The 12,762-nt window shown below is 69.5% G+C and carries 10 protein-coding genes; 5 read left to right on the top strand and 5 right to left on the bottom strand.

The features are described 5' to 3' along the window. Positions 1-226 precede the first annotated feature (226 nt). The gene (locus tag P2L57_RS06875; protein WP_275809886.1) at positions 227-1,348 is read left to right on the top strand and encodes a nucleotide disphospho-sugar-binding domain-containing protein; all 1,122 of its coding nucleotides are present in this window, start codon (positions 227-229) and stop codon (positions 1,346-1,348) included. Positions 1,349-1,462: 114 nt separating this feature from the next. On the opposite strand, the gene P2L57_RS06870 is transcribed toward P2L57_RS06875, so the two are convergent. From P2L57_RS06870 to P2L57_RS06860, 3 genes are read right to left on the bottom strand one after another with little or no spacing between them, the layout of a single operon-like run. Next, complete coding sequence (locus P2L57_RS06870; protein ID WP_275809883.1) at positions 1,463-3,028, bottom strand: PH domain-containing protein; 1,566 nt, start codon at positions 3,026-3,028, stop codon at positions 1,463-1,465. Then, positions 3,025-3,516 (bottom strand): PH domain-containing protein, encoded by a 492-nt coding sequence (locus P2L57_RS06865; protein ID WP_275809880.1) that lies wholly within the window; start codon positions 3,514-3,516, stop codon positions 3,025-3,027. Before P2L57_RS06865 ends, P2L57_RS06870 begins: the two co-directional genes overlap by 4 nt. 52 nt (positions 3,517-3,568) lie before the next feature. Further along, complete coding sequence (locus P2L57_RS06860) at positions 3,569-4,120, bottom strand: hypothetical protein (protein ID WP_275809877.1); 552 nt, start codon at positions 4,118-4,120, stop codon at positions 3,569-3,571. 154 nt (positions 4,121-4,274) lie between these two features. On the opposite strand from P2L57_RS06860, the gene P2L57_RS06855 reads away from it, so the two are divergent. Both P2L57_RS06855 and P2L57_RS06850 read left to right on the top strand, forming a co-directional pair. Further along, positions 4,275-5,528, top strand: coding sequence for a sensor histidine kinase (locus P2L57_RS06855; protein ID WP_275809874.1), 1,254 nt, complete (start codon positions 4,275-4,277; stop codon positions 5,526-5,528). 4 nt (positions 5,529-5,532) lie between these two features. Continuing rightward, on the top strand, positions 5,533-6,165 hold the full coding sequence (locus P2L57_RS06850) for a response regulator (RefSeq protein ID WP_275809871.1): 633 nt from the start codon (positions 5,533-5,535) through the stop codon (positions 6,163-6,165). A 447-nt stretch (positions 6,166-6,612) separates the two neighbouring features. Here the strand turns inward: P2L57_RS06850 and P2L57_RS06845 are convergent, their stop codons facing one another. Together P2L57_RS06845 and P2L57_RS06840 are read right to left on the bottom strand one after the other, a co-directional pair. Beyond that, positions 6,613-9,402 (bottom strand): helix-turn-helix transcriptional regulator, encoded by a 2,790-nt coding sequence (locus tag P2L57_RS06845; RefSeq protein ID WP_275809869.1) that lies wholly within the window; start codon positions 9,400-9,402, stop codon positions 6,613-6,615. 221 nt (positions 9,403-9,623) lie between these two features. Further along, positions 9,624-10,391 carry a thioesterase II family protein gene (locus P2L57_RS06840; protein WP_275809866.1) on the bottom strand — a complete coding sequence of 256 codons (768 nt, stop codon included), beginning with the start codon at positions 10,389-10,391 and terminating at the stop codon, positions 9,624-9,626. 474 nt (positions 10,392-10,865) lie between these two features. On the opposite strand from P2L57_RS06840, the gene P2L57_RS06835 reads away from it, so the two are divergent. Both P2L57_RS06835 and P2L57_RS06830 read left to right on the top strand, forming a co-directional pair. Continuing rightward, positions 10,866-11,756, top strand: coding sequence for an AraC family transcriptional regulator (locus P2L57_RS06835; protein WP_275809862.1), 891 nt, complete (start codon positions 10,866-10,868; stop codon positions 11,754-11,756). Between the two features lie 466 nt (positions 11,757-12,222). Beyond that, positions 12,223-12,735 (top strand): MarR family winged helix-turn-helix transcriptional regulator, encoded by a 513-nt coding sequence (locus P2L57_RS06830; protein ID WP_275809860.1) that lies wholly within the window; start codon positions 12,223-12,225, stop codon positions 12,733-12,735. Positions 12,736-12,762 lie beyond the last annotated feature (27 nt).

Genomic DNA, 12,762 nt, shown 5'->3' with positions numbered 1-12,762 from the left:
CAACGCGCTCCATTACCGTGACAGACAGAATCCAACGACCATTTCGCAGCCTGTCATGGAGCACAGCCCTTAAGTAACCCCTCCAAACCCCCTATTCACCCCTATCCGTTGAGCCTTGACAGGCGCCTTGACGGGCTTCAGGGGACTCGATGAGAATGCGCTTGGCAAGCAGGAAAAGTCAAGAATATCGACTGCATTTCGCGCAGTCCGAAAGGGGCGCGTACTGATGCGCGTGCTGTTCGTCTCCTATCCGGCCATCGGCCATGTTTTCCCCACGGTTCCGCTGCAGTGGGCGCTGCGGGCGGCCGGTCATGAGGTGCTGGTGGCCACCGGTTGCTACGGTCTGGAAGTGGCCAACGCCGGGCTGCATGTGGCTGATGTCGCACCCGGTCTCGACATGGAAAGCTTCTTCCAGGAGACCGTGCCGGACCTGCTGGTGCGGGTTCGCAACCCCGAGGGACCGGACCCGATGGCCGGTATCCAGCTCTTCGCACACCTCAACGACCATCTGACGGACGGCATCGTGCGCACTGCCGAGGCGTTCCGCCCGGACGTGATCGTCTACGAGCAGATCTTCGTCTCCGCACTGATCGCCGCGCAGAAGCTCGGTGTGCCCGCGGTACAGCACAACTTCGGCTTCGCCCGCGGCGGCGACATCCGCACGATGACCGTCGCGCAACTGACCGAGACCATGCGCCGGCACGGCGTGGAGAGCGTGCCCGAGCAGGTGCGCACCATCGACATCGCGCCGCCGAGCATGGTGGAGGCCGAGCCGTACAGCTGGTCGATGCGCCCGGTGCCGTACAACAGCGGTGCGGTGCTGCCGGATTGGGTGCTGGACAAGCCGGAGCGGCCGCGCATCGGGGTGACGTTGGGTACGGCGTCGGTGCATGTCACCGGTCTTGGGCCGGTCCAGCGCCTGCTGGCCGCGGCGCCCTCGGTGGACGCGGAGTTCGTACTGGCCCTCGGCGACGTCGACACCGGCGCCCTGGGTGAACTTCCGGCGAACGTAAGGGTCGTGGGGTGGGTGCCGCTGACCGTGCTGCTGCAGACCTGCGTCGGCGCCGTGCACCACGGCGGTGCGGGCACCACGCTGGCGGCGCTGAACGCCGGTATCCCGCAGATCATCCTGCCGGACGGCGCGGACCGCTTCGTCAACGCGACGGCGGTGCACGACCGGGGCGCCGGGATCAGCGGCGCGGCCGCCGATCTCGATGTGGCGCTGCTGCAGCAGTTGGTGTCCGACGAGAAGCTGCGCACCGCCGCCCAGGAGGTGCGTGAGGAGATCACTGCGATGCCGACTCCGGCGTCGATCGTGGCGCGGTTGGAGGAGCTGGCCGCGGGTTGATCCGTGCGCACCGGCACACGGCACACATCTAGCGGCAGGCAATCAGAAGTGGGGGGCGACTGGTCAGGTCGCCCCCCACTTCTCGGGGGTTGGGACAGTTGGTCTGTGTGGGGATCAGCGGCGCCTGCGGTCCCGCCGGTGGGACGTTCCCCGCTCAAGGAACGGGGTGAGCAGGTGCGGCACGGCTTCTTCGGCGAAGGACAGTCCGTCGGTCACGGTCACGTCCCGGACCTTGTAGCAGTGCTCACCGGCCGCCGTGGTGGCGCCCAAGGTCAGCAGCCCGGCGCGGCGTTGGAAGAACGACCGGGAGATGTTCCAGCCGATGATGCCTTCCCGCTGCAGCGCCACCGTACGGTGCGCGAAGGTGCCCGAGCGGGTCACCAGGTAGCGGCCGCGCATTCCGTGGCCGAGGGTGCGGTAGGCGTCGTACGCCAGTGCCACGCTGACCGGTACCAGGATCAGGGCGGTGACTCCGGCCGCGTAGAGCAGCGTGGTGGACAGCCACAGGCCGAGGCCGGCCAGCGGGATCACGATCAGGGCCGTCACGGTCAGTCCGCGGTTGATCCGCCGTCGTAGGGCGATCCGCGGGTGGTGCCTGAGGTCGGTCAGGGACGTCGGGGACTCGTCCTCGGACAGTACGTCGGCGGCGACACGGAGCGCCTCGGCGCGGGGCACCGGGGGCGTGAGCATCCGGCGCTTGCGGTTCTCGTCCCGGTCACCAAGGCCGCTGGCCACCGCGTTGAGGCGGGCGCCGCCTGCCCAGCGCAGGAACATCGTCTCGCCCAACTCCACACCGCGCAGCCGCCGTTCCTCGATGGTGACGGAGCGGGTGACGAACAGTCCGCGCAGTACCCGGAAGGTGCCCGCGTCCTCCCGCTCCAGGCGGTAGCCGTACCAGCCCTCGGTGAAGGTGGCGGTCGAGAAGATGGCGCCGAGCACCACCACGATCAGCAGGGTGACCAGGATGCCGAACCACAGGGGCACGGATCCGTAGTGGTTCTCGATGGCCTTGACGAACCCGAGTTGCAGCGGGTCGACCTTCATCTCGTGCAGTGTGCGGTACACGGTGCCGACGGCAGCCAGCACACCGCCCACGCCCCAGATGGTCAGGGGCGCGTAGCGGATCCAGGACCAGTCCAGGTCGGCGATCAGGCCGTCGTCCTCGACCGCCGCCTGGCCGAGCACCGCGTCCCGGCGGCTGAGCAGCCGCTGCCGCAGTTCGGCGGCCTGGGCCTTGCTGACGCCGTCCAGGGTGAGCTTGCGGCCCGCGGAGTAGGTCTGTTCGCCGGTGCCGATCCGCAGCGAGGTGAGTCCGAAGACGCGGTGGACCGGGTTGGCGGTCAGGTCGACGCTGCGGATGCGGTCCAGCCGTATCGCGCGCTGGCTGCGGAACAGCAGTCCGGACCGCAGCTCGATCCGGTCGTCGGTGATGCGGTAGCGGGTGGTGAAGTACCGCATCAGGCCGATGCTGGTCACCACCAGGAAGGTGATGAGCAGCGAGCCCAGGGTGATCAGGGCCTGCAGGTTGAGCTTGCCGCCGGTGGCCACCAGCGTGGCCGCCCATGAGGCCAGCGGGGCGGCCAGCAGACTGGCGTGGACCAGGATCAGGCGGCCGTTGAGCCGCTCCCATTCGGGGGTCGCGGCGTCTGTCCGGTGCCGCACCGCGGCGCCGGAGGTCATGTCGCGTCTCCCGGCGTCGCCTGGGTGTACCTGGTCAGGTGGTCCACCACGTCGGCGGCGACACGGTGGTCCAAGCCCTTGATCTTGACGGCACCGGAAGCCGACGCGGTGGTCACGGTGATCCCGGAGAGCCTGAACATCTGCTGTATCGGGCCGCGCAGCGTGTCCACGGTCTGGATCCGGGACAGCGGCACCACGCGCCACCGCTGCCACAACCACCCGGACGAGGCGTACACCGCCTCGTTGGTGGTCTCCCAGCGGTGGACCCGGTAGCGCCAGGCGGGCATGACGAGCATGTAGGCGAGTCCGGGGACCAAGGTGGCCACCAGGCACCAGCCGAACCAGGTCCTGGCGGGCGGAATGAACAGGTAGAGCACCGCGAACACGATCGGCAGCGGCAGCGCGAAGATCGACGACTGCGTGGTCCACCAGGCGACGGCGCGGCGCTCGACGCGATTACGAGGCGGACGGAGCCTCACATCATTCATGCTTTCCACTGCTTCCCCTTGAGCGTTCCAACCAACGCTTGACGCTGGGCAGTTAGCGGGTGCGGACAGCCTCGGCCTGCGGGGCGGCGGCAGTGGCGCCCTGGGCCAGTAGCTTGCGGCGCCGGGTCAGCAGCACCGCGGAACGGGCCAGCACCATCGCCAGCGACATGAAGACGAAGGCGTTCGCGTAGACGTCCTGCCCGCTGAGCTTGTAGTCGATGCTGAACTTGATGATTCCCTGGCTGAACCAGTGCTCGGTCCCGTAGGCGAACAGGACGCGCGTGCTGGACAGTACGAGCCAGAGCAGAGCGTATCCGATGCCGCCGGTGGTGTAGATCTCGCCGCTGGCCGGGTCCCGGTGGGCGGGGAGCAAGGCACCCGCGATCAGTCCGCAGATGGCACCGACGCCGATGCCGACGAGTTGCAGCGATACGTCATTGCCGTCGGTCGGCAGGGAGTGTACGAAGAGCGCGATGACGATGCCGACCGCGAGCAGCGACCGCAGCATCCGCATGTTGGTGACGCGCCTGCGGCCGAGGTCGGTCGCCAGGATGATGGTGAGGATCGTCGCGCTGGCGATGAGCGCGGTCAAAAACGGGCTCATGAGACTGAGGCCTTCCCTGGTCCGGCGCCATTCCCTGCGCCACTGCACTCAACGTTATGAGAGCGACCCGTTCCGCCGGGACGACTGAACGGTTGGACCGGCTGTCCACCGACCGGTGGACAAGCGGACACCGAAGGGTGGTAGGACTTGTGCTGTGCGCACTCACACCCCGGTGAACACCCAGGTGAACGCGGTGGACCAGGACGAGGACCAGGCCCCCGAGGCGGGGAACCGCTGGTTCGGCCTGTGGGACGGGTACTTCGCGATCAGTTACGCCGTCACCACCGTGCTGCTGTTCACCACCAACGGCGACCAGGTGCGCCGTGCCGTCGCCATCGGCGCGTTGACGCTGGCGGTCCCGTGGTACGCGGCGCTCGGCCGGAGCCTGATGCTCCACAACACCGTCCACCGGAGCGTCAGCCGACGGAACATCGTGTTCGGAGTGGGTCTGTTCCTGCTGTTCGCGGTGGCCACCACGTTCGACATCTCGGGCTCCTTCGCGCTGTTCGCCGTCGTGCCGATGCTGATGATGGCGCTGTCCACCTCGTCGGCGATCGCGGTCGTCTTACTGGCCAACCTCATGCCGGTGACGGTCGTCTGGCTGACCGGTGGGGACATTGGCTCCGTGCTGCCCACCTCACTGCTCGGCATCGCGCTGTCCGTGCTGCTGGGGCTGTGGATCATCCGGGTCGTGCGGCAGAGCAGGGAGCGCGGCGAGCTGATCGACGAGCTTCGGCGCAGTCGCGAGCAGCTGGCCCGGCTGTCCCATGAGGCCGGGATCTCCGCCGAGCGCGAGCGGCTGGCACGGGAGATCCACGACACCCTGGCGCAGGGCCTGACCAGCATCATCAGCCTTGTGCAGGCCGCGGAGTCGGAAGTGACGGGCGCACCGGAGCTGGCCCGTCAGCACCTGGGCCTGGCGGGGCGGGTGGCGAAGGACAGCCTCGTCGAGGCGCGGGAGTTCGTTGCGGCGCTCACCCCTCCGGCGCTGCGGGAGAGCTCGCTGGTGCAGGCGGTACGGCGGCAGGCGGACGGTCTGGTCGCGGAGACCGGGCTGACGGTGCGGTGCTCGGTGCAGGGCGCGGATCGGCCGCTGCCGATGGCGGTCAGCGTGGTCCTGCTGCGGTCGGTCCAGGAAGCCTTCGCGAACGTGCGCAAGCACGCCAGGCAGGCCCGGAACGTGGACGTGGTCCTGGTGTACGAGGAAGCCACCGTCCGCCTACTGGTGCGGGACGACGGTGAGGGCTTCCAGGAGCAGCCCGTACCGCGGGACGGCGGGGGCTTCGGACTGCGCGGTATGCAGGCCAGGGCACGGGAGATCAACGGGGCGGCGGCCGTCAGAAGCCGCCCCGGCCAGGGCACGACCATCGAGGTGACGGTGCCCGTGGAGCCGACCGGCGAGGGATGAGAACGTGAGCGACGAGACCGCGATCAGGGTCCTGCTGGCCGACGACCACCCGGTGGTACGGGAAGGCCTGTGCGCCATGCTGGAGTCCGCCGAGGGCATCACCGTCGTCGGGCAGGCCGGTTCCGGTGAGGAGGCGGTGGCCCTCGCGGCCCGCCTCATGCCCGACATCGTGCTGCTGGACCTGCGGATGGGCGGTATGGACGGGGTGGACGCCACAGGGCACATCCTGCGTGAGTCGCCACGCAGCAAGGTCGTCATCGTCACCACCTACGAGAGCGACGCCGACATCCTGCGTGCCGTGGAGGCGGGTGCGGCCGGGTACCTGCTGAAGGGCAGTTCCCGGATGGACCTCATCAACGCGGTCCAGGCGGCGGCCCGCGGCGAGACGGTGCTGACGCCGTCCCTGGCGACCAAGCTGTTCCGGGCGAGGGCGGTGGACGTACCGCCGCTGTCCGATCGGGAGGTCGAGGTGTTGCGCCTGGTCAGTCAGGGGCTGACCAATGCGGAGATCGGCAGGAAGCTGTTCATCGGCGAGGCGACGGTGAAGACCCATCTGCTGCGGGCGTACCGGAAGCTGGATGTGTCGGACCGGACCGCCGCGGTCATCACGGCGCTGGAGCGCGGCCTGCTGTCCTGACGGCGGCTTGGCCGCCGTCAGGAGGGCGTGTGGTTGGGGTGTCCGCGGTAGTCGTACGACCGCCGGTCCACGCCACGGGGGTTACTCGCCGTCGCGGCGGCATCTTCTTGCGGGGCAAGCCCCCAAACCCCCTGCGTGCGGCGGGATTTCCTGGAGCGAACCCGCCGAACTCGAAGACGTGACGGGCTTGCCCCCCGATGCCGCGCATGCGGGTGGCCCGCCCCCGGTCCGGGGGCGCCGGGGGCTTGCCCAAGAAGTCCCGCCCGACGGCGAACAGCCCCCACGGCGTGGACCGGTGGTCCGAACCAGCCTCAACCGACGAACCCCACAGGCCTGGGATGCCGGGGCCTGCCTCGGCACTGCCACGCCGCGACGGCGAACACCCCCGCGGCACGGACCGGCGCTCCGAAGCAACCCCGGCCCCAGCGGCCCCGAAGTGCCCGCCGCCTAGGCGATCCCCGCCAGGCTGCTCTCGGCGAGCTTCGACGGGAGGTCCCGGCGGCGTTTGACCTTCAGCTTGCGGTATATCCGGGTGAGATGCTGCTCCACGGTGCTCACCGTCACATACAGCTTGGTGGCGATCTCTCGGTTGGTGTGCCCGTGTGCGGCAAGCACCGCCACCCTCGACTCGGCCTCGGTGAGCGCCTCCGCCTCCCGTGACACATCGGCCTGGCCCGTGGTGGTGGCCTCACCGTCCGCGTCGCCGGGGATCAGCTGCTGGCACAACGGCTCGGCGCCGCACGCCTTGGCCACGTGCCATGCCTTGCGCACCAGCAGGCGCGCCCGGTTGAACTCGCCGAGCGCACGGTAGCCGTTGCCCAACTCGCCCAACGCGGCGGCCAGCTGCAGCCGGTCGTCGCCGCCCTCCAGGATCTCGACCGCTTCCTTGAGCATGTTCAGACGGCGCTTGAGCTCCACGGTGCGGGCCAGCACGAGCAGTTGGGCGCCCCGCGTCCGGCTGCTGCCGGAGCCGCCGCGCAGTGGCTGTCGTTCGGCGAGGGACTTGGCCTGCCCGGCCTCGTCCAGGGCGAGCCAGGCCTCGGCGGCGTCGATCCGCCACGGCACCAGTTCGGGGGCGTCCACGCCCCACTCCTCCATCAGGCGCCCGCAGGCGAGGAAGTCCTCCAGGGCGGCGTGGTAGCGGCCGGTCGCCAGATGGCTGCGGCCTCTTGCCCGCAGGTAGTGCAGTCCCGGCAGGGTCCGGAACAGCGCGGCGGGGACCGGCTGTTCGAGGAGGGCCATCGCCTCGTCGTGCCTGCCCATGGCGGTCTCGGCCTGGACCAGGGTGCTCAGCGGGAGAGCGATGAGCACTCCCCAGCTCTGCAGCGAGATCAGCGACATCGCGGAGCGGGCGTTGTGCGCGGCGCCCGGCAGGTCTCCCTGGCGCAGCGCGATCTCCGCCCGTACCGCGGACAGCAGTGCGTGCCAGGCGGGCGCGCGGCGGGCCGAGCACTCGCCGAGCAGCCGCTCGCACCAGGCGAGCGCGAGGTCGGCGCGGTCCGCGTAGAGCAGCGCCAGCAGCGCGAAGACCAGCGGCTGGAGGGTGCTGTCACTGAGCCGGTAGCGCTGGAGTACCCGCTGCGACTCGGCGACGGCGGTGTCACCCAGGCCGTCGGCGAGCGAAGCGGAAATGGCGGACGCGGCCTGGGTGTGGGCGTCGCCCACGGTTCCGCAGGCGCCGCCCTGCGTCATCGCTCGGCTGATCCCGGACTCCGGGAAGACCGACTCAAGCGGCGGGCTGATCATGGCGAGCCAGCGGCGGGCGGCCTCCAGTGCCGCCTCGTCGTTGCCGGGCTGCTGTCCGGTACGTGACTGGAGTTCAAGGACCACGTCGGCCGCGTTGTCCAGCTGTCCTGACCACGCCAGATACGACATCGACATCGCCAGGTAGCGGCGCGGCAGCCGTCCTGGTTCCAGTTCGGCGGTCAGCTGCGGCAGGTGCTTCTCGGCGGCTGCCGGGCAGCTCCGCCATACGACGCTGACGAGCTTTGCCTTGATCGCGGCCCGCGTGGCGCTCTCCGTGCAGGCGCCGTAGGCGAGTTCGAGGCAGCTCAGCGCGAACTCGATGTCGTCGTCGACCAGGGCGTACTCCGCCGCCTCCTGGAGGACGGGCACCATGGCCGACTCGACGTCCTGGTCGGAGGCGAGCAGGTGCCGGGCCACGTCGAGTGCGCTGGCGCCGTCCTTGTGCAGCAGTTGGGCGGCGCGCAGATGCAGCGCTGACAGGGTCGCCGCCGGTGTCGCCGCCAGTACGGCGTCGCGTGCCGAGGCGTCGCGGAAGGCGTCGCCGTCCAGGACGGCGCACCGGCTGAGGTCCTGGATGCCCTGCTCCGCCGCCTCGGCGTGGATGTCCAGTACCCGGCTGAGCAGGGCGGTTGAACCGACGTTACCCAGTACGGCGATGCCTCGGGCCACGGTCAGCATTTCCGGCTCGCCGCGGTGCAGACAGTCGCGCACCGCCTGCGAGAAGGTTTCGGACGGTGCGATGCGCTGGAACGGTTCGTTGCGGTCGGCGGCGCCCTGGCAGTCCTCCAGCAGCGCCCGAAGCAGCAGCGGGTTGCCGCCGGTGATCTCATGGCATTCCGGGGCGAGCCGGGACGCCGTCGAGGGCGCGAAGTGGCCGGCCAGGACACCCGCCGTGCCCTTCAGGGAGAGCATGCTCAAGTGCACACGGCTGCAGTGCGGTTGCCGCAGCAGTTCGGCGTGGAACGCCAGCTGCTCCTGACGCAGCCTGGTGGCCTCGGTCAGCGCGATGAGGATGCGCGCCTGCCGCACCCGTCGGGCCAGATAGAGCAGGAACTGCAGGGAGTGGTCGTCGGCGTAGTGCACATCGTCGATGGCGATAACGACCGTTTGCTCTCTGGCGAGTTGCAGCAGTGCCCAGGAGGCGAAGGGCATGGCCCGCATTCGGGCGTGCGGCGCCGACTCGGCGGCCGCCTCGTCCAACATCCTGATCGCGTCGGAACGCACCTGCGGCGATATCGACGGGTGGTCGAATATCTTTCTCAGTATCCCGAACGGGAGCGAGCGTTCAGCACGCGAACCGGTGGCGTCGAGCAGCAGCGCGCCTTCCTCGATCGCCTGCTCGGTAAAGCTGTCCAGCAGTTCCGTTTTCCCACTTGCTACCGCACCGCTAACCAAGGCGACACGGCCCCGGCCGTTCATCGCGCTGTGCAGTAGTTCCTTCAGCGCGGCCATGTGGGCGTCGCGCTCGACCAGCTTGGCGGATAGTGACACAATTTCCCCCGATTCGCAGTACGCCGGGCCGCGCATGAGTTGACGTCACGGCAATGCGCGTAAATCGGAACCTTTACGGGTTCACGGGCCGCACATAGCGTCGGATCAGTTCGTCAGATCGTGGTTTTCCGCCGAATTCTCAGTGCACCGCGGGGTGGTGGGTGCGCATCGGATTCGGACGGTTCGGGAGGCCGGTGGTCAGCCCGGCCTCCTGCGTTTCCCTAGGAGAGTGCTGCGCCGCGGGATGTGAGCGCCGCAGACACGATCTTGACGATCTGCTGCTGATGATTGGCCAAGAAGAAGTGGCCGCCCGGGAAAGCATGGATGTCAAACGCTCCGCTGGTGTGCTCGCGCCAGGCCTGCGCCTCGTCCAGGCTGGTCCGGGGATCGCTGTCGCCGGTCAGCACGGTGATCGGGGCGCGTACCGATGCGCCGGGCTCCACCCGGTAGTTCTCAATGGCCGTGTAGTCGCTGCGGATTGCCGGTAGCACCATGCGCAGGATCTCCTCATTGCCGAGGATCTCCGAGTCGGTGCCACTCAACAGCCGCATCTCCTTCACGATGCCGTCGTCGTCACGGCGGTGCACATTCTCATCGCGGTGCCGGGACGGAGCCCGTCGACCGGAGGCGAAGACAACGAGCGGAACGAAGTCGAGATCGCGTTCCAGACGCCGGGTCACCTCGAAGGCGAGAATCGCTCCCATGCTGTGGCCGAACAGCGCGGTCGGACGGTCCAACCACGGCTTCAGTTCAGTGGCGATCGCGTCGGCGTACTCACCGATGTTCTCGATGGCCCGGTCCGTGCGACGGTCCTGGCGTCCTGGGTACTGCAATGACAGGACGTCTACCGCGGGAGCGAGCGCGCGAGACATCGGGAAGTAGAAGGGTGCCGACCCGCCGGCGTGCGGCAGGCAGACGAGACGTACTCCGCTTTCCTCGGCAGGGTGGAAACGGCGTATCCAACGGCTGACGTCCTGGAGTTCACCCACTGCACCGAAACTCTTTCCTGTGGTTCCCCGACTGCGGCCGAACGTGGTCGTCCCTGCGGAGCCCCTCTACGGCATGCCGCTGCGAGGCGTCGTTGCCTGTCCGGCAATCCACACGAACTCCTCGGCCTGGCTCCATGTCTAGCAGAACGGGTGATCTAGGGGGTACCCCTAGCTTTGCCCCCGCCACCCGGACGGGGCCCGACTGGACCACCTGGGATCGGTCGTTCTGCCTGGTGGCCGGGACTACTCGATCACCCGTTCGGACGATGTCAAAAATCACTTGACGTCGCACGCTTATGCGAGTTGGGCCTTACGGCAGGCCCGGGCAGGCGGTCCTTCCCGGCTGCCGGGCGCGGTGTGTCCGCGAGGCAACGGTTCCGTCAATCGACCTGCGGAGCGAGCGCATTGGTGGCTTGCTGGTGTGAAGACGGCGCGGTGTCGGTGGAGTTACGGAGCGCACGGAGGGGACACCGGATGTACCAGGCGGTGCGGTACCAGGCGAGTTCCACGGGCACTTGGGAGACGGCGTCCGCGTTCCCGCATCCGCGGCTGCGGCCGGGGGTGATCGCCTATCGCGGCTTCCGGCTCGCAATGGAACGTCCACGACGGCGATGGGAGGCGCCGGTCGGAGTGGTCACCCTGGTCATCGGCCTCGGTCACCGGCTGCGGATCACCGGCCCCACCGCCCCGCCCGCGATGTTCGAGGCCTGCCTTTCGGGCCTGCACACCCGGGCGTCACTGGGCGAGCACGACGGGCGGCTCCATGGCATCGAGGTGCTGCTGGCGCCATGGACGGCCTTCACGCTCTTCGGTGTGCCGATGCACGAGCTGGCTGACCGGACCGTGGACCCGGGCGACTTACTCGGCCGCCGCTTCGCCCAACTGACCGAAGCGCTGTCCGCGACACCGAGTTGGGGGCGCCGTTTCGCCCTGCTCGATGCGGTACTGCTCAACTGGTCGTCGTCCGGGCCGACCAGCTCACCCCGCATCGCGACCGCATGGGCCCAGTTGTGCCGTACAGAGGGGACGATGCCGGTGCGCCAACTGGCCACCGATGTCGGTTGGGGCGTACGGCAGTTGGAGAACCGCTTCCGCGAGCAGATCGGCCTGGGCCCGAAGGCGGCGGCCCGGGTACTGCGCCTCCAGCACGCCCTGCGTCTGCTGGCCGCCGGCCTACCTGCCGCGCGGACGGCCGCCGTCTGCGGCTTCTACGACCAGGCTCACTTCAACGGCGAGTTCAAGACCATGACCGGCCGTACGCCCCGCGCGTTCGTCGCCGAACGCGCGGGGTTGCGGGCAATCGCCGGGCCGCCGACGGTCGACCGCTTGGCGGGCGAGGTGACCAGCGTCGTACTGGCGGGATGAGGGCGCCGTGCGCGCGTCCGCGCGCGGCTTCGGGGCGTAGGGGGATGTAGGGGTGGCGGGGGCTGCGGCCGGTCCGGGGATCCTGGCCGGAACGGCGCTCGGACGCCTCCGTCGCGGGTGGCAGGGGCGCGGGTGCGGATTCTTCCAATACGCGGGGGCGTCGCGCATGCCATCGTGGCGTCGAAGCAAGCGTCCCGGGGACCGGGGGGTCAACCGGTGACGCCATGCTCAGCTGGCAGGCCGCACCCGCGGGGTACGGGAGAACCCACGGTGCTGTGCGATCCGGGACCCTGATCGCCGCGGTGGAGAGCGCCGGGAGCATGTCTGCTTCTCCTCGGGATCGTCGGTGGTTCCGAGGGCCGGGCGGGCCGTGCCGCGCGACCCGCGTACGCGGGTTGTTGCACGAGCCGCTGCCCCCCGGCCGACAGTTCTACGCGGGGCAGGACGTACGCTGCGAGGAGGCGCGATGTCCCAGCCGGACCGGTCGGAACAACACCCGGGCCAGCCGGCGACAGCGCCGCAGGAGACCGCGGAGGCCCTGGCCCAGGGCTGGTGCGCGCTGGCCGCGCTGCACTCCCGTATCGCGGGCCGTATCGAGCGGGCGCCGCAGTTCACCCATGGCCTCGGCGTCACCGAGTACTCCGTGCTCCGCGTACTCAGCCGCCAGCAGGGCCACCACATGCGGATGCAGCAACTGGCGAACGCCGTGGTGCTCAGCCAGAGCGCCACCACGCGCGTGGTCAACAAGCTGGAGGACCAGGGGCTGCTCACCCGCTACCTGTGCCCCGACGACCGGCGCGGCATCTACACCGAGGTCACCGAGGCCGGGCGGGCGCTGCTCGACGCGGCCCGGCCCACCAACGACGCCGCGCTGCGCGAGGCGCTCGACGAGGCGGCGCGGGTCCCCGAGCTCGCCCCGCTGGTGCGCGCCGTGGAGGCGGCCGATCCGGCGGCCGCCACCGTCGTCCCGGCGCCGTAGGCCCGTAGCGGTCGTGGCCCCGTAGAC

Source organism: Streptantibioticus ferralitis (genome assembly GCF_029223525.1).
Lineage (GTDB): Bacteria > Actinomycetota > Actinomycetes > Streptomycetales > Streptomycetaceae > Streptantibioticus_A > Streptantibioticus_A ferralitis.
Note: the sequence above shows the minus strand (reverse complement) of the source record. Positions and strands in the feature narration are given on the sequence as shown.

Excerpts from the sequence above, each read along its gene's own strand:
- P2L57_RS06875 (WP_275809886.1), top strand. The coding sequence starts at position 227 with ATGCGCGTGCTGTTCGTCTCCTATCCGGCCATCGGCCATGTTTTCCCC.
- P2L57_RS06870 (WP_275809883.1), bottom strand. The coding sequence starts at position 3,028 with ATGACCTCCGGCGCCGCGGTGCGGCACCGGACAGACGCCGCGACCCCC.
- P2L57_RS06865 (WP_275809880.1), bottom strand. The coding sequence starts at position 3,516 with ATGAATGATGTGAGGCTCCGTCCGCCTCGTAATCGCGTCGAGCGCCGC.
- P2L57_RS06860 (WP_275809877.1), bottom strand. The coding sequence starts at position 4,120 with ATGAGCCCGTTTTTGACCGCGCTCATCGCCAGCGCGACGATCCTCACC.
- P2L57_RS06835 (WP_275809862.1), top strand. The coding sequence starts at position 10,866 with ATGTACCAGGCGGTGCGGTACCAGGCGAGTTCCACGGGCACTTGGGAG.
- P2L57_RS06830 (WP_275809860.1), top strand. The coding sequence starts at position 12,223 with ATGTCCCAGCCGGACCGGTCGGAACAACACCCGGGCCAGCCGGCGACA.